Origin of the sequence: Finegoldia magna, assembly GCF_002243175.1 — a bacterium.
Classification (GTDB): domain Bacteria; phylum Bacillota; class Clostridia; order Tissierellales; family Peptoniphilaceae; genus Finegoldia; species Finegoldia magna_J.
This window is the reverse complement of record NZ_NDYF01000003.1, coordinates 83,536-99,180: the sequence shown is the minus strand read 5'-3', so window position 1 is coordinate 99,180 and position 15,645 is coordinate 83,536. Positions and strand designations below refer to the sequence as shown.

General features: G+C 32.8%; 16 protein-coding genes. 2 read left to right on the top strand and 14 right to left on the bottom strand.

Features of this window, described 5'->3' with window-relative positions; all coding sequences use genetic code 11:
- Nucleotides 1-25: 25 nt before the first annotated feature.
- The 11 genes from B9N53_RS01240 to B9N53_RS01190 form a co-directional block, all read right to left on the bottom strand.
- Nucleotides 26-679, bottom strand: coding sequence for a Crp/Fnr family transcriptional regulator (locus tag B9N53_RS01240; RefSeq protein WP_094203355.1), 654 nt, complete (start codon nucleotides 677-679; stop codon nucleotides 26-28).
- An 83-nt stretch (nucleotides 680-762) separates the two neighbouring features.
- The gene (locus tag B9N53_RS01235; RefSeq protein WP_094203354.1) at nucleotides 763-1,782 is read right to left on the bottom strand and encodes a YveK family protein; all 1,020 of its coding nucleotides are present in this window, start codon (nucleotides 1,780-1,782) and stop codon (nucleotides 763-765) included.
- A gap of 2 nt (nucleotides 1,783-1,784) precedes the next feature.
- Nucleotides 1,785-3,077, bottom strand: a complete 1,293-nt coding sequence (locus tag B9N53_RS01230; RefSeq protein ID WP_094203353.1) for a hypothetical protein — start codon at nucleotides 3,075-3,077, stop codon at nucleotides 1,785-1,787.
- Nucleotides 3,078-3,136: 59 nt separating this feature from the next.
- Nucleotides 3,137-4,078, bottom strand: a complete 942-nt coding sequence (locus tag B9N53_RS01225; protein ID WP_094203352.1) for a 2-hydroxyacid dehydrogenase family protein — start codon at nucleotides 4,076-4,078, stop codon at nucleotides 3,137-3,139.
- A complete protein-coding gene (locus B9N53_RS01220) occupies nucleotides 4,078-4,869 on the bottom strand; it encodes a PHP domain-containing protein (protein ID WP_094203351.1) in 792 nt (263 codons plus the stop codon). Before B9N53_RS01220 ends, B9N53_RS01225 begins: the two co-directional genes overlap by 1 nt.
- A 49-nt stretch (nucleotides 4,870-4,918) precedes the next feature.
- Nucleotides 4,919-5,560: a deoxyribose-phosphate aldolase gene (gene deoC / locus B9N53_RS01215; RefSeq protein ID WP_094203350.1), complete on the bottom strand. Its 642-nt coding sequence runs from the start codon at nucleotides 5,558-5,560 to the stop codon at nucleotides 4,919-4,921.
- A gap of 1 nt (nucleotide 5,561) precedes the next feature.
- Complete coding sequence (gene deoD / locus B9N53_RS01210; protein WP_002835475.1) at nucleotides 5,562-6,266, bottom strand: purine-nucleoside phosphorylase; 705 nt, start codon at nucleotides 6,264-6,266, stop codon at nucleotides 5,562-5,564.
- A 157-nt stretch (nucleotides 6,267-6,423) separates the two neighbouring features.
- Nucleotides 6,424-6,963 carry a ribosome hibernation-promoting factor, HPF/YfiA family gene (gene hpf / locus B9N53_RS01205; RefSeq protein ID WP_094203349.1) on the bottom strand — a complete coding sequence of 180 codons (540 nt, stop codon included), beginning with the start codon at nucleotides 6,961-6,963 and terminating at the stop codon, nucleotides 6,424-6,426.
- Between the two features lie 149 nt (nucleotides 6,964-7,112).
- Nucleotides 7,113-7,376 (bottom strand): metal-sensing transcriptional repressor, encoded by a 264-nt coding sequence (locus B9N53_RS01200; RefSeq protein ID WP_002835479.1) that lies wholly within the window; start codon nucleotides 7,374-7,376, stop codon nucleotides 7,113-7,115.
- Entirely contained in the window at nucleotides 7,376-7,576 is a 201-nt protein-coding gene (locus B9N53_RS01195; protein ID WP_094203348.1) for a heavy-metal-associated domain-containing protein, read from the bottom strand. The genes B9N53_RS01200 and B9N53_RS01195 overlap by 1 nt, the downstream gene beginning before the upstream one ends.
- Complete coding sequence (locus tag B9N53_RS01190; protein WP_094203347.1) at nucleotides 7,576-9,918, bottom strand: heavy metal translocating P-type ATPase; 2,343 nt, start codon at nucleotides 9,916-9,918, stop codon at nucleotides 7,576-7,578. The genes B9N53_RS01195 and B9N53_RS01190 overlap by 1 nt, the downstream gene beginning before the upstream one ends.
- A gap of 114 nt (nucleotides 9,919-10,032) precedes the next feature.
- Here B9N53_RS01190 and B9N53_RS01185 point away from each other — a divergent pair, with 114 nt between their 5' ends.
- Nucleotides 10,033-11,481 carry a nicotinate phosphoribosyltransferase gene (locus B9N53_RS01185; RefSeq protein ID WP_094203346.1) on the top strand — a complete coding sequence of 483 codons (1,449 nt, stop codon included), beginning with the start codon at nucleotides 10,033-10,035 and terminating at the stop codon, nucleotides 11,479-11,481.
- A gap of 78 nt (nucleotides 11,482-11,559) precedes the next feature.
- Here B9N53_RS01185 and B9N53_RS01180 read toward each other — a convergent pair whose 3' ends face one another.
- Nucleotides 11,560-12,078 carry an adenine phosphoribosyltransferase gene (locus B9N53_RS01180; protein WP_094203345.1) on the bottom strand — a complete coding sequence of 173 codons (519 nt, stop codon included), beginning with the start codon at nucleotides 12,076-12,078 and terminating at the stop codon, nucleotides 11,560-11,562.
- Between the two features lie 184 nt (nucleotides 12,079-12,262).
- Here B9N53_RS01180 and B9N53_RS01175 point away from each other — a divergent pair, with 184 nt between their 5' ends.
- A complete protein-coding gene (locus B9N53_RS01175) occupies nucleotides 12,263-13,507 on the top strand; it encodes a hemolysin family protein (RefSeq protein ID WP_094203344.1) in 1,245 nt (414 codons plus the stop codon).
- A gap of 74 nt (nucleotides 13,508-13,581) precedes the next feature.
- Here B9N53_RS01175 and B9N53_RS01170 read toward each other — a convergent pair whose 3' ends face one another.
- Together B9N53_RS01170 and B9N53_RS01165 are read right to left on the bottom strand one after the other, a co-directional pair.
- Nucleotides 13,582-14,190 carry a viroplasmin family protein gene (locus B9N53_RS01170; protein ID WP_094203343.1) on the bottom strand — a complete coding sequence of 203 codons (609 nt, stop codon included), beginning with the start codon at nucleotides 14,188-14,190 and terminating at the stop codon, nucleotides 13,582-13,584.
- Complete coding sequence (locus B9N53_RS01165) at nucleotides 14,183-15,628, bottom strand: alpha-amylase (protein ID WP_094203342.1); 1,446 nt, start codon at nucleotides 15,626-15,628, stop codon at nucleotides 14,183-14,185. Before B9N53_RS01165 ends, B9N53_RS01170 begins: the two co-directional genes overlap by 8 nt.
- Between the last annotated feature and the right edge of the window lie 17 nt (nucleotides 15,629-15,645).

Here is a 15,645-nt window from a genome sequence, read left to right as displayed (position 1 = left end):
CTGTAACATAAGTTACATTTGTTCATTACAATAAGTTTTCCAACTCAACTCTATCTTTAATTTTAATTTCAGATCCATTTAATTCAATAAGTCCACTATCTTCCATGTTCAATAATTCTCTTGATAACGAAGGTCTGGTCGTTGCCATAAAATCTGCCATCTGTTGTCTTGTCATTCCAGTGTTTGATACGTTCTCTTTTTCTGTTTGAATTAAAAAAGTTGCGATTTTTTGCCTCAAAGAAAAACTAGACAACAACCTCACTTTGCTATTTAAAAAAAATGCCTTTTCTGCAAGAATCGTTATAAGATTGGTCATAATTTTATTTTTAATCGGAGTTGAGCTTTCAGATATATCAAAAAAACTCACAGGAATTTCAAGAATTTCGCAATCAGTATTGCACACTAACGTAAAATCGCTGATTTTATTCAAATACGAATACACCTCAGCCATTACTTCTCCATGATTTTTGAAAATATTCACCACAGTGTTTTTCCCATTGATATCTGTCTTTTCAAGACTTAGCTTTCCACTTTTTAAAACGTAGATTTTATTGCAAATATCTCCTGGGGAAAATACGTACGAATTTTTGGTGTATTTATTTATTATCGAATTTGATTCAATGAGAAATTGTTCAAATTCTTCTTCTGTAAAATTTTTAAAAAGTTTTGATTTTATCATTTAATCACCATTATTTTTATACCCAATAATTTTATAAATACACTAAAAAACGCACCAGAATTTTCATTCTAATGCGTTTTGTTTTAAGCGTATGGTAAATATTTTTTGTCGTTTGAATTGTATTTTGAGATTTCAACTGCTGCAATTGGATTAATTCCCAACGATTTTATGGCTTCCAATGTGTTTTTGATTTCTCCTAATCTTGAATCGTCTTTCTTGTAAAGTACGATTGCGTTTTGAATGTCTTTTGTCAAATCTGTAAGGTCTACTTTTTCTGAAATTGGACTTACAGCGGTAATTTTCTTATCGAAATTTGAATTGTATGCCTTAGCTAAATTTGCTGTGTTTTGATCAAAACTAAATACACCAACATTATCAAAACTATCTATTCTTCTGTTCAATAAGCTCAATGCGCTATTTGAATTTTCGTTGTAATCATTTGAAAGTACGCTAACTGTTTCAAGTCCCAATTTGTTTTGCAATTGTTCTTTGCTGAAAATATTAGGATCTTTGTAATAAGAAGCGAATGCATATGCTAAACCGATTAACATTCCCAAGAACAATCCTATTGCTGTGTCAATTTTATTTACAAGTTGTTTGATTTTCTTCTTGGCATTAGGTGCATCAACGACTTGAATGTTATCTTTTTTCATCGTTTTTTTAGTCAAATCTGTAATAGCTTTTAATGATTCTTCCAATACTTTGTTAGTTTGTTCAGCGCTTTCACTTGAATATTCCATTTCAATAATTGATGTAGACGGAACGCTTTTTACTTTCAAATCTTTCCTTAAATCAGAAGAGCTAACACCATTTCCTACTTTTTCTGCTACTGTATCCAAAACAGAATTTGATTTAATCAATTGTTCAACATTTGAAACCAATTGTGTATTAATCATTGCGTCTACTTTGGAAACAACTGCTCCTTCTTTTTCAAAATCTTCTGGACTTCCCACCATTATTGAAACCTTAGATGAGTAAGAGTCCTTTCCCAAAACATTATTAAAAACATTTGTCAATAACGCACACACAAGCATTATTATTATAATGTGTGGCAATTTTCTAAGTATTGCTTGCCACGCTTCTTTTAAATTTAATTCTTCCAAGTTTATATCTCCTTAACTTTTTTATCTCTTTTACTCAATAACCACATTAAAAATATGCTCATTATCAATCCGTGATATAGAAGTCCTGTAAGTAAATCTACACTAATTAGATTGAACACAGGCACAATAGTTATTGCTATTGCTACCCATAAAGGCATTTTTTTGTATGAGATTTCATCCATAATTCCAATTACCCAACCAGTTATTGCAGAATAAGTTAACATTCCGTAAAAACCAAAGTTAGCGTATCCATTTGCAATGAATCCAGTATTTACCCAAGTATTTGGATGACCGTAATAAATCATCGAAATCAATGCTTGTATTGGATAATTATATGGATACAATCTTCCTCCAAATACCCAAGATTTGTCTGTCAAATACACGAAATCAATATTTTTGAATGCATCATAATATCTAAAATGATTATCTGCAGTTACCATGAAAACACGTCTTACAATTACACTTATCGGTTGCCAATTGTCGGTTATCATATAAAAAGCTAAGCACAAAAATGTAAGTCCTGCCAGTCCCATAGTCATTAAATTTCCAGTGTATTTGTTTCCCTTTACGATAGCTATGAAAATTACCAGTACTGGATAAAACAACATTGATTTATGTGAAGTAAATCCAAAGAAAAATACTTGGCAAATCAATGTGATTACAGTTCCTAATTTTTTTCTATCCCAAAGGCAGAACACCAATAAAGTTGGGTTGATAATTTTACCATACCAGTTCATAAAATATGCAAATGGTCCCGGAAAGATTACTTCCGCGATTTCCCTTCTAGTGTCGTAAACTTTTCTAAAATCGAAATTCAAATATTTTAGTCCGCCTCGCATTATTATCCAAGCAAACATCAATATTCCCACCAGTGCAAAAGCATAGACTATGAAATTTTCATTGATTTTTTTATCCGAAAAAGATAATCTCAATTTCGGTGAATAAGCGAAAATTTGCATAGTATAAAACGATGCTATCAACATGTACATATATAATCTGGAGAAATCCTTATAAGGATATATATTTAAACATGGTATGATTATCAAAACATAAAATAGCATCAGATAAAAATCACTGACTCTCTCTACTTTATGCCTTATCGTATAACACATTATCACAACCAAAGCGTATGATTCTATCAATTTGTAAATATTTAAATTGTTCACAAGCCCCATGTACGAAAACAACGGACTTATTGCATAAGAATAACTCAAATCCAAAAACAATTTAAACATCAATGATAAAAACACAAAAAACCCTTTTGATTGGAACAATGCTTTTATATCATCAGTCATAAATTCCCCTTTTCATTTTTTTACTAAATTAGTATACCATAATTAAACGCGATAATAAACTAATTTACTTTATTTTTAGGGATTTCTCCGTTTTTAAATTGCATAATATTGTTAAAAGTAAATTCACCCATTTGAACTCTGGCAAGTTTAGTTGCATTTCCCAAATGTGGAGCCAACAAAATATTCTTAGCATTTCTCAATTCTTCTGAAATTTTAGGTTCAAATTCGTATACATCCAAAGCACAACCAGAAATTTTCTCATCGTTTAATGCGTTTATCAAATCTTGTTCGCTAATAACTTTGCCACGTGATGCGTTGATAAGATATGCTGATTTTTTCATTTTTGAGAATGCTTTTTCATCTATTAAGTGATACAATTCGTCGCTATAAGCTGTGTGCAAAGTAATGACGTCGCTGTTTTCAAGTAAATAATCTAACTCTACTTGCTTTGCGCCTTCAACTTCTTTTTTGCTACGATTGTAGAATATCACATTCATATCGAAAGCTTTGGCTTTTCTCATAACTTCTGTCCCAATTCTTCCAAGTCCAATTATCCCCAAAGTTTTTCCTTCCAAAGTTTCTCCCAAACCGTACACGGGCTTCCATCCTTCAAATGAATCGTCATAGCAGTCAGAATTCATTTTTGTAATATTTCTTAGTAAATCTATAATCAAACCAAAAGTCAATTCTGCAGTTGATTTTGTCGATGCAGATGCAGGTGCGTTTGTAACAATTATTCCTTTTTCTTTTGCGTAATTAATGTCCACATTGTCAAAACCAGCTCCGTAATTTGCAATTATTTTCAAATTTTTCGCTGCATCGATGATTTCTGAATCGATTTTTTCACTCAAAGGACATACCAAGGCTTCTGCATCTTTTATTCTAGTTTTCAATTCTTCTTTTGACAAAAAATCCAAACTATCGTGATAATCTACTTCAAAATTCTCTTCGTACTTTTTAATAATTTCTTCAGGGATTCTATTAGTAATCAAAACTTTCATTACATATCCTCCATTCTTATCGTAGTCATTTTCCTATTTTCAAACATCGCCATATACTTTGCATCTACGCTTTTTAATAATTTGAAAGCATCATCAAAGTGATATCTGTAATAATTTTCATAGTGCGCATCGCTACCAACTGAGAATAATTTGCCCTTCATTTTTACGTATTTTTTGAGCGCAAATGTGTAATACTCTAAGTTGTCATATTGGTACACACTTCTTGTGTTAAGCTCCAATGCTTTTTCATCATTAATGAGTTCTGCAAAAACTTTTGTCAAATACTCATCCACAATATCCATATTTTTAGATTCCAATCTGTTAAGTCTCAATGCGTAATCAATGTGAGTTAGAACGTCAAAATCTTTGAAATTATTCACAGCTTCCAGCATTTTTTCAAAATAATTTGTAAGAAACTCCCTTTGAGAATAATCTTCTGGCTTTGGATTCATAAAATCTTTGTCATCGTATTGATGAACTGACAGAAGTTGAATGTCATAATCTCTGTTACTCACATTTTTTTTGATTTTCTCCAAGTTTTCTTTTGTGTAACCTATTTCTATTCCTTTTAAGATTTTTTGTGAACTTTTTTGGTTGTGTTCTTCAATCACTTTAACGTATTTGTCGTAATCGATGTCCACATCCTCAACTCTACCATCATTATAGGTAAATCCATAATCCAAGTGTTCTGTTGTGACGATGTCGCCTTTTACAAGTTTCAAATAATTCTCGAATTTTTCTTTACTATCAAATGAAAATTCTGTGTGACAATGTTGATCTCTATAATACATATTACTCCTTAAATTAATGAAAAGATGCTAAATTTAGCATCTTTTACAATTATCCTTCTACTATTTTAATACCGCTGGATGCTCCGATTCTCTCTGCTCCATTTTCTATCATAGATAAAGCTTCGTCTCTAGAATGAATTCCACCACTTGCTTTTACCATAGCTCTGTCTCCAACAGTATCTTTCATCAATTTGACATCTTCCACTTTTGCTCCACCTGTTGAAAAACCTGTAGAAGTCTTCACGAAATCAGCTCCACATTTTACAGAAATTTCGCAAACTTTTTTCTTTTCTTCATCAGTTAATAAACAAGTTTCGATGATTACTTTCAAAACTTTTCCTTTTGTAACATCTCTTACAGCTTGGATGTCCTTTTCGACATAATCGTAATCTTGTTCTTTTAATTTGCCGATATTGATAACCATGTCGATTTCATCTGCTCCATCTTCGATTGCTGTCTTTGCTTCAAAAGCTTTTGATTTTATACTCATAGCACCAAGTGGAAATCCCACAACAGTGCACACCAAAACGCTTGAATTTTCCAAAGACTTTTTAACGAAAGATGTATAGCAAGAATTTACGCACACGCTTTTAAAATCGTATTTGATTGCTTCATCACAGATTTTTTTGATGTCAGCTGATGTAGCATCTGCTTTTAATAAAGTGTGGTCGATATATTTATTTAATTCCATATTATTCACCTAATTCCAATGCTATTTCCATCATTTTTGTAAATGATGTTTGTCTTTCTTCAGGAGTAGTTTGCTTATCTGAATGGAATGAGTCAGAAATTGTCAAAATAGTCAAAGCTCTTGCGTTGTTGGCTTTTGCTGTCAAATACAATCCGTAACTTTCCATTTCAACTGCTAACACGCCCATTTTTTCCCATTTTTTCCATTCTTCTGATTTTTGGTTGTAGAAAATATCTGCAGAGAACACATTTCCAACGTGAACGTCGATGTTTTTTTCTTCTGCAACATTTACTGCTTTTCTCAACAAATCATAATCGCAAATCGCTGAAAAAGTTCCTTCCAAGTCGAATTGGTGAGCAAAATTTGAATCTGAACAGCTTCCCATTGCTATTACGACATCGTACAAATCAAGGTCTTTGCTATAAGCTCCAGCTGAACCGATTCTGATAAGATTTTCAACTCCGTATTCGTTGATAAGTTCGTAAGAATAAATTCCTATAGATGGAATTCCCATTCCAGTTCCCATAACAGAAATTTCTTTGCCTTTGTATTTTCCAGTGTATCCGAACATATTTCTAACTGCGTTGAATTGTTTTACATCTTCCAAGAAATTATCTGCGATAAATTTCGCTCTTAATGGATCTCCTGGCAATAAAACTGTTTTTGCGATATCGCCTTTTTTCGCTTCGATATGTGGTGTTGACATAATTACCTCCTAATAATTTACAATGACAACATCAAAAATTTTTCTTATATATTTTTGATTGCATTTTTCTTCTTAAACTGATTGTAACATTATTTCCACTTAAATAAGAGAGAAATCTTGTTTCTCTCTTATTATATCATCAATTTGAACATTTTTGCTATTTTTCAAATCCTGGAACTAATAATCCGTAGTTGCCATCTTTTCTTTTGTAAACTACATTTACATTATTAGTTTTAGAATCTAAAAATACGAAGAAATCATGGTCAATCAATTCCATTTGCATGATAGCTTCTTCCTTGTCCATTGGTTTTATTCCGAATTCTTTTGTTTTTACGATTGTACCATTTGGAATTTCTTTGTCGCTATTATCTTCAACGGCTTCAAATCTAATGGAGTTACTTTCTGTAAATCTCTTTTGTAATTTTGTTTTGTGTTTTCTGATTTGTCTAGCAAGTACATCTTCAACTTTGTCTATTGCAGTTTTGATATCTTCGTTGGATTCTTCTGCTCTTAATACAACTCCTTTATCTAAAACCATTGTGACTTCAACTCTGGCTTTGTCCTTTTCTTTCTTGAAAACTACACGAGCTTGTTGTTCATCGTGGAAATATTTATCTAACTTGTGTAATTTAGTTTCTGCCATTTGTTTCAAATCATCAGTCAATTTGATATCTTTTGTTACATAATTGAGTTTCATAAAATTCCTCCTGTTTTGCGAATTAAGAAATAATTTTCTTATTCTATATATACCCAATTTATGATTTTGCAAACGATACTAATCACTAAATCCAAAAAATCAAAAAAACTTCCCCTTACAAATTTTCATTTGCTCTGGGGAAGTTTTTGTTATTTGATATATTTGTCGATAATGTTGATTACTTCTTCGATTTTTTCATCTGCATTATCATTTTCTATTGCATGTTTAACGCATGTTCTCATGTGTCCATTCAAAATGTCGATGTTCGCTTTTTTCAATTGACCAATACAACTTAAAATCTGAGTGGAAATATCCACGCAGTATCTGTCCTCTTCAATCATATTTACAATCGCATCGAGTTGTCCACGAACTGTTTTGATTTTTTTGAGGGCTTTTTGTTTGTGTTCACTCATTATTTAACGGTAGCCTCAAATCCTATTTCATCAATAGCTTTGATGATATCAGCTTCATTAAAATCGCCTTCAACTACTACTTTTTTATCCTCCAAACTTACATTTACATCTGTAACTCCATCTACTGATTTACAAGCTTTTGTCACTGATTCTACGCAATGATTACATGACATATCCAATACTTCAAATTCTTTTTTCATTATTTTTCCTCCTTAAAATTTTTAATTCTCAACGAATTTGTAACTACAGTTACAGAACTAAACGCCATTGCAGCTCCTGCTATCATTGGATTCAAAAATCCAAACGCAGCAATTGGTATTCCAATAACATTGTAGAAAAACGCCCAGAACAAATTTTGTTTTATCGTTTTTATTACTCTGTGACTTAATCTAATCGCAGTGTTAACTTTATTCAAATCTCCATTTATGATTGTGATGTCACTTGCTTCAATCGCGACATCTGTACCAGTTCCAATCGAAAATCCAACATCACTTGTCGCTAACGCTGGTGCATCGTTTATTCCATCTCCAACCATTCCGACTTTTTTGCCCTTATTTTTCAATTCTAATACTTTATCTGATTTGTCTTTTGGCAAACATTCAGCAATAACATGGTCGATATTCGCTTTTTCTGCAATATGTTTTGCAGTATTTTCGCTATCACCAGTTATCATATAAACATCTATATTATCTTCTTTTAATTTTGCAACAGCTTTTGGTGAAGATTCTTTTATTTTATCTGCAATCAAAATATATCCGTAAAATCCGTCGTTTTTCCCAACAAGAACGACTGTATTTCCTTGAGATTGATATTTTTTAATATCCACATTGACATCAATATTATTGTCTCTCATCAATTTTTCATTGCCAATGTAGTAATTATCTCCATTTATTTTAGCTGAGAGTCCTTTACCAGTTATTGAATCGAAATCTTCAACTTTATAAAAATCGGAACCATTTTTTTCGAATTCTTTAACTACTGCATCTGCTAATGGATGCTCAGAATTTTTTTCAATTGAGGATACAATTTTCAAGAAATCCGCATCTTCTGATTTGTAATCTACAACTTCTGGCTTTCCATTTGTTATTGTTCCTGTTTTGTCCAAAATAACTGCATCTATTTTGTTCGCAGTTTCCAAAACTTCTGCGCTTTTTATCAAAATTCCTAGCTCTGCACCTTTTCCGCTTCCTACCATAATAGCCGTAGGAGTTGCAAGTCCCAATGAACAAGGACACGCTATTACAAGAACTGAAACCGAGTTTAATAATGCTCTGTCGAATTGTTTTGTCACAAAATAAGTGATGACAAATGTAATCACTGCGATTGCAATAACACTTGGTACGAAAATAGATGAAATCTTGTCTGCTAGTCTTTGAATTGGAGCTTTGTTGGATTGTGCATCTTCCACTAATTTTACAATTTGACTTAGAACTGTATCTTCGCCAATTCTTTTCGCTTCAAATACAAATGATCCGTTTTTATTAATCGTAGAACCAATACATTCATCTCCGACTTGTTTTTTCACTGGCATTGATTCTCCAGTAATCATTGATTCATCAACCGAAGAACTTCCCTCAACTATTATTCCGTCGACGGCGATTTTTTCTCCTGGTTTTACGAGAATTTTATCGCCGACCATTACATCTTCGATGTCTGTTTCCAAAGTTTCGCCATTTTTTATTACGTTGGCTTTTTTCGCTTGAAGTCCCATTAATTTACTAATAGCATCAGTCGTTCTGGTCTTTGCTCTTTTTTCGAAAAGTTTTCCGAGTAAAATCAAAGTGATAACAACAGCAGACGATTCAAAATAAAGTTGGTCGCTTCCGATTAATACATGATAAATAGAATAGAAGTAAGCTGCACTTGTTCCCAAAGCTATGAGAACATCCATGTTAGCGCCTCCACCTCTCAATGATTTGTACGCATTCACATAAAATCTTCTTCCAATGTAGAATTGAACAACAGTTGCCAACGCCCATTGAAAATATCCATTATTTAAAATCGTGTGAACTCCAGCCATGTGAAAAAACATCGCCGAGAACAAAGGAATTGAAAAAATTGCAGAAATTATGAAATCTCTTTTCAATTTTTCGTATTCAGTAATATTTTTTTCATTAGCTATTTTATTGTCTGTTTTTATTTCTGCAGAAAATCCTGCTTTGTCGACTAATCTTTTTACATCAGAATTGGTCTTGTATCCTTCATAAAAACTAACTGTAAGTGAGTTTTGTAACAAATTCACGTTGACATCTTTGAAATTATTTTTGTTCAAAACTTTTTCAATTCTAGCTGCACATGCTTGGCAGCTCATCCCTTCAATGTCAAACTTCGATGTCTTTATTGGAACATCAAATCCCGCGCTTTTTATTTTGTCTACGATAGTTTCTATATCGTATCCTTCTTTTAATTTTAAATATGCGTATTCTTGAAGCAAGTTCACGTTAACTGTGTCGACATATTCGTATTTATTTAAAACTTTTTCTATTCTAGCTGCACATGCTTGACAGTGCATGCCTTGTATTTTTAATTTTATTTCTTCCATTTTGCTCCTTTCTACCACCCTACTGGTGGTATGGTTATTGTATAATATTTAAAACTCTTTGTCAAAGATTTGGATTTGGATTATAATATTCATAATAAAATATGGAGGCAGATTATGGATTGGAAAAATTATGAAAATTTAAGCATGTTATCTGATTTCTACGAATTTACAATGATGAACGGATATTTGGAAAATAATATGGAATATGAGTATGCTTATTTTGATTTGTATTTTAGAAGAATTCCAGACAACGGAGGATTTGTTATCGTTGCGGGATTAGAAGAAGTGGTTAAATATATTCAAAATTTGAAATTTGACGAAAAAGACATCGAATATTTCAAGAGCAAGAATATGTTCAGCGAAAAATTCTTAGATTATCTTAGAAATTTCAAATTTGAATGCGATGTGTGGGCAATGCCTGAAGGTTCTGTTGCATTTCCTAATGAACCTTTGATGATAGTTCGTGGGCCTGCTCCACAAGCACAACTGATAGAAACTTTTGCGCTTTTGTCAATCAATCATCAATCATTGATTGCGACTAAGACGAATAGAATAGTTCACGCAGCTGAAGGAAGAGTTGTGATGGAATTTGGCGCAAGACGTGCACAAGGTGTGGATGCTACAGTTCTTGGTGCAAGAGCAGCTTTCATAGGCGGTGCTACTGCTACAAGCAATACTTTGACAGATATCACTTACGATGTTCCTGCTTTTGGTACAATGGCCCATTCATGGATTATGATGTTTGATTCAGAATACGAAGCTTTCAAAAAATATGCCGAAATTTTCCCAAATTCTTGCTCACTTTTAGTGGACACTTACAACGTTTTAAAATCCGGTGTTCCTAATGCGATAAAAGTTTTTGACGAAGTTTTGAAACCTCGTGGAATTAAAAATATGTCAATTAGAATTGACAGCGGTGACCTTGCTTATTTATCAAAACAAGCGCGTAAGATGTTGGATGATGCTGGATATGAAAACTGTCAAATCATGGCAAGTAATTCACTTGATGAATACACAATTTCTGATTTGATTGAACAAGGGGCAAAGCTAGATGGATTTGGCGTTGGAGAAAGATTAATCACAGCAAAATCAGATCCAGTTTTAGGTGGCGTATACAAATTATGCGCTGTGGAAAAACCTAACGGAGAAATCATTCCTAAGATTAAAATCAGTGAAAATATCGAAAAAATTACAACTCCTGCATTCAAAACAGTTTACAGAATTTACGACAAAGATTCAGGCAAAGCAGAAGCCGATTTGATAACTCTTCACGATGAAAAAATCGACGAATCAAAAGATTTGGAAATATTCCACCCTATTCACACTTGGAAGAGAAAAACATTAACTAACTTCACAACAAAAGAATTATTGGTTAGAGTGTTCGACAAGGGAGAATTGGTGTACGAACTTCCAACATTGGATAAAATAATTGAAAGAAAGAATGAACAAATTGATGAACAATGGGAAGAAGTAAAAAGATTTGAACATCCTCATTTGTTCCACGTGGATTTGTCTCAAAAATTGTGGGATATAAAATACAATTTATTAATGCAAAGCAAATAATCAATTCAGCACAACCATAAAATTTTGGTTGTGCTTTTTTGCAATTAAAAATCCACATGCATGACATGTGGATAAAATTTAGATATCGTATTGTACTAAAGTGTTGATGTAATATTTTTTGTTGACATCTCTTCCGCCAAGTTCAGTAAGTTCAATCAAAAATTCCATCGCAGTGATTTCGCCACCGTTTTTTTCGACTAACTTAGCTACTGCATTCACAGTTCCACCAGTTGCCAATAAATCATCAACGATTGCAACTTTGTCGCCTTTTTGAATTGCATCTTTGTGTACTTCTAATTTGTCAGTACCATATTCCAAATCATAAGAATATTCTGACACTTCTCCAGGAAGTTTGCCTGGTTTTCTTACAGGAACAAATCTTACTCCAAGAGCATACGCTACAGCTGAGCCAAACAAAAATCCTCTAGCTTCTGGAGCTGCAATCACAGTTATGCCTTTGCCTTTTAAATCTTCTACCATAAGGTCTACTGCGTGTTTGTAGGCATCTTTGTCGTTTAACAACGTAGTAATATCTTTGAATGAGATTCCTTCTTTTGGAAATCCGTCTATAACTCTAATTTTTTCTTTTAAATCCATTTTCATCACCGTTTCTTTTTTACTGTATTATCTACATCTATAGTATACCATATTGAGGGATTTGTTTGTTGTTAAATTATTTTTAGTTTTCTCAATTGTTATGTTTTTTATTTAAAAATTTTGTCAAAACAATTTATTTACAACTATATTTTTATATGTTACGATATGTTTGGAGAGTGATGTAATGGACAGTTCGAGTGTCTCGCAAATAATTGCGTTAGTGTTCTTGGTTACAATGTCCGCTGTGTTTTCTTCAAGTGAAACGGCGATAACATCTGTAAGCAAAATAAAAGTTCGACAATTAGACCAAAAGGATAACAAAAATGCACATTTGCTAAAGAAATTGCACGATAATATGCAAACTACCATATCTACTATTTTGATTGGAAACAATATTGTAAACATCGCAGCGAGTTCTATAGCTACAATTTTATTCACAAATATTTTTCATCAAAACGGAGCTTTGATATCGACAGTTGTAATGACTGTATTTGTGTTGATTTTCGGTGAAGTTATACCGAAAACAATTGCACAATATAAAAACAAATCCGTGGCGTTAAAATTTTCTAGGTTTATTTATTTCCTGACTTTAGTTTTCAAACCAATTGTAAAAGTATTAAACCTCTTAACTCGTTTGGTAATCAAACTTTTTGTTGGAGAAGACGAAGATAGTTCTACATTGACCGAAGAAGAACTTAAAACTTTGGTGGAAGTTAGTGAAGAAGAAGGCGTACTGAAAAATCAAGAAACTGAAATCATGATAAACGCGTTGGAGTTAAAGGAAACTTTAGCAGTTGATATTATGACTCCAAGAACTAGCATGGCATCAGTTGATATTGAAGATGCAGAGAGTGATTTGAAGGAAATCATCAAAAATATTACTTATTCTAGAATTCCAGTTTATGAGGACAGCATCGACGATATCATAGGCGTTCTTCACATAAAAGAATTAGCGCACAAAATTATCGAAGATGACCGCGATTTTAAAATCAGAGATATCCTGAAACCAGCATTCTATGCTTATGAATACATTCCAGTTGTTGATTTGTTCAAACAAATGCGAGCAAAAAATATTTCCATCAGTATCATTATCGATGAATACGGTGGAACTAGTGGAATTGTAACGATGGAAGATATTTTGGAAGAGCTTGTCGGAGAAATCGACGATGAATACGACAACGAAAAAGAAGTAACTAAAATTAGCGACAACGAATACTTAGTCGACCCTGAAATGAGAATCGATGAAGTAAATGAAAGGTTTGACCTTGACATTAAAAGCGACAAATTCGATTCCATAGGTGGATTCGTCATAGAATTATTGGACAGAATGCCAAAATCAAAAGATGAGGTTGAATTTGAAAACTTGAAATTCGTCGTAGTTAATGTTGATAAAAGAAAAATTACACAACTTATGATAATATTCAAATAATTTGCTCTCACGATATTCGTGAGAGTTTTTTTTTTGCAAAAATGTAATCTACTTTAATTTTTTTAAATACTTTATTATTTCCCTATTCCCAACGCTTGTTTCGCCAATTCATCAGCCATATCGTTATAAGTATCGTTGGAGTGACCTTTGACTTTTACGAAATTAATGTCGATTTGAGGTTTTATTTCATCGATAAATTTCTTGTAGCTTTTAGTTAGATTGTTGTTTGTTTTCCAGTCGCCATTAGCCCAGCTTTCAATTCCTTGATAATCATAAAAAATCGTGATTTTATCCATTTTAAGTTCGACTGCCTTTTTAATTGCAAACACCGACCCACTTACTTCTCCCGATACATTTCTGTGAGTTGAATATTCTGATTGAGGAAATTTCTGATTGAATTTGTCAATTTTACCATTGTGAAACAACACACAACCAAAACTATATTCTCCCGTATCTTTCTTAAATGATCCATCTACATAAGCCACGCATTCATTCTCATTTAAGTTATCAATTGACGCTACTTTTTTATTATCTTCGCCATTTATGAAATTATCTGCCTCTTCTTTTGTCTTAAAAGATTTGAAAATCGCTCCCTTAAAACTATTTACTTGTTGTTGACAATCTGCCCAACTATTGTATATCCCAGGATTTCTCCCAATTTTTACCGCATAAAATTTACTCATTACATACCCAACAGCTCAAAGTTCCAGCTCCCACTTCAAAATCTCCGAATCCTTCATCATCGATTTCAATTTCATTAGAATTTGTTCCAGTGATTTCAGTATACTTTTTACCTGCATTTTCCTTTCCTACATTCATTCTCAAAGTATTGATGTCGCCAGTGCTGATTACAACAGCCATTGGATTGTGAAAATCATCTCCGTGTCTAATCCAACCTATCAAATTTTCACTTTCCATATAATCTGTTTGATCTCCAAATGCGTAATGTTTTCTGATGTACATCAAATTATCTATAATATCCTTTTGCCCTTCGATATTAAATTCTCCACCTATTTTACAATAATCACCGTAAAACACGCAAGGATATCCGTCTTTTCTAAGTAGAATCAAACCGTACGCAATCTTTTTGAACCAAGGCTCTACAAATGATTCCAACGACTGACCAGGTTCGCTGTCGTGATTATCCACGAATGTAACCGCAATTGTGGGATGTTCTTTTACCAAAGTATTGTCGAAAATTTTTCTCATATCAAATTTATCGCCCATCTTCGATGCAGAATACATATTAAAATGAAGTGCCACATCGAACAAATCCACATCGTATTTCGTATCGTACAAATAATGATTAGTGTTATCATTATCTTGTAGCCAATATTCTCCGAAAAAATAAAAATCGCGATTTGCACCCTTTTGTATATGCTTTGTGAAATCAATTATAAATTCATCGTCAATGTGTTTAAGCGCGTCGTATCTGAAGCCGTCCACATTAACATAATTCACAAACCATTCTCCCCATCTAAAAAGCTCAGCTTTAACATCAGGATTTTTGTGGTCAATATCTGCAAACATCAAATAATCGAAATTTCCTTTTTCGTTGGAAACATTCTCGCTAAATCCTTTGTTTTCTCCAGCGATTTCAAAGATTCCTTTCTTTTGTTGTTTGTTATCAAAGTCAACTCCATTGAAATGTTGAAAATGCCACACGAACTCAGAATATTTTCCATTCCTACCCTTGAAATCAAATCCAGTCCATCCCTCAATATCATAAGCATCAGTAATTCTTTTCGTCCTGTCGTTAGGATCCACTTCATAAGCCTTAAAAGTTTCCGAGAAATCTGCTCCAGCTTTGTGATTAAGAATTACATCTGCGTAAACTTTTATATCATTTTCGTGCAAAACTTCAATTAATTTTTTCAATTCTTCTACAGTTCCGTATTTTGTACGCACAGATCCTTTCTGATCAAATTCTCCCAAATCGTACAAATCATACACACCATAGCCAACATCATTTGTCCCTGTCGCTTTAAACATTGGAGCAAGCCACAACGAATCAATCCCTTTTTCTTTTAAATTCTTCGCTTCTTTAGTCAAATTTTTATAATAATTTCCATCGTCTGGCAAGTACCATTCAAAAGCTTGCATCATTATTTCGTTTCCCATTTGTTCCCCCTATTAAT

Excerpts from the sequence above, each read along its gene's own strand:
- B9N53_RS01240 (WP_094203355.1), bottom strand. The coding sequence starts at position 679 with ATGATAAAATCAAAACTTTTTAAAAATTTTACAGAAGAAGAATTTGAA.
- B9N53_RS01230 (WP_094203353.1), bottom strand. The coding sequence starts at position 3,077 with ATGACTGATGATATAAAAGCATTGTTCCAATCAAAAGGGTTTTTTGTG.
- B9N53_RS01225 (WP_094203352.1), bottom strand. The coding sequence starts at position 4,078 with ATGAAAGTTTTGATTACTAATAGAATCCCTGAAGAAATTATTAAAAAG.
- B9N53_RS01220 (WP_094203351.1), bottom strand. The coding sequence starts at position 4,869 with ATGTATTATAGAGATCAACATTGTCACACAGAATTTTCATTTGATAGT.
- deoC (WP_094203350.1), bottom strand. The coding sequence starts at position 5,560 with ATGGAATTAAATAAATATATCGACCACACTTTATTAAAAGCAGATGCT.
- deoD (WP_002835475.1), bottom strand. The coding sequence starts at position 6,266 with ATGTCAACACCACATATCGAAGCGAAAAAAGGCGATATCGCAAAAACA.
- hpf (WP_094203349.1), bottom strand. The coding sequence starts at position 6,963 with ATGAAACTCAATTATGTAACAAAAGATATCAAATTGACTGATGATTTG.
- B9N53_RS01200 (WP_002835479.1), bottom strand. The coding sequence starts at position 7,376 with ATGAGTGAACACAAACAAAAAGCCCTCAAAAAAATCAAAACAGTTCGT.
- B9N53_RS01195 (WP_094203348.1), bottom strand. The coding sequence starts at position 7,576 with ATGAAAAAAGAATTTGAAGTATTGGATATGTCATGTAATCATTGCGTA.
- B9N53_RS01190 (WP_094203347.1), bottom strand. The coding sequence starts at position 9,918 with ATGGAAGAAATAAAATTAAAAATACAAGGCATGCACTGTCAAGCATGT.
- B9N53_RS01185 (WP_094203346.1), top strand. The coding sequence starts at position 10,033 with ATGGATTGGAAAAATTATGAAAATTTAAGCATGTTATCTGATTTCTAC.
- B9N53_RS01180 (WP_094203345.1), bottom strand. The coding sequence starts at position 12,078 with ATGGATTTAAAAGAAAAAATTAGAGTTATAGACGGATTTCCAAAAGAA.
- B9N53_RS01175 (WP_094203344.1), top strand. The coding sequence starts at position 12,263 with ATGGACAGTTCGAGTGTCTCGCAAATAATTGCGTTAGTGTTCTTGGTT.
- B9N53_RS01170 (WP_094203343.1), bottom strand. The coding sequence starts at position 14,190 with ATGAGTAAATTTTATGCGGTAAAAATTGGGAGAAATCCTGGGATATAC.
- B9N53_RS01165 (WP_094203342.1), bottom strand. The coding sequence starts at position 15,628 with ATGGGAAACGAAATAATGATGCAAGCTTTTGAATGGTACTTGCCAGAC.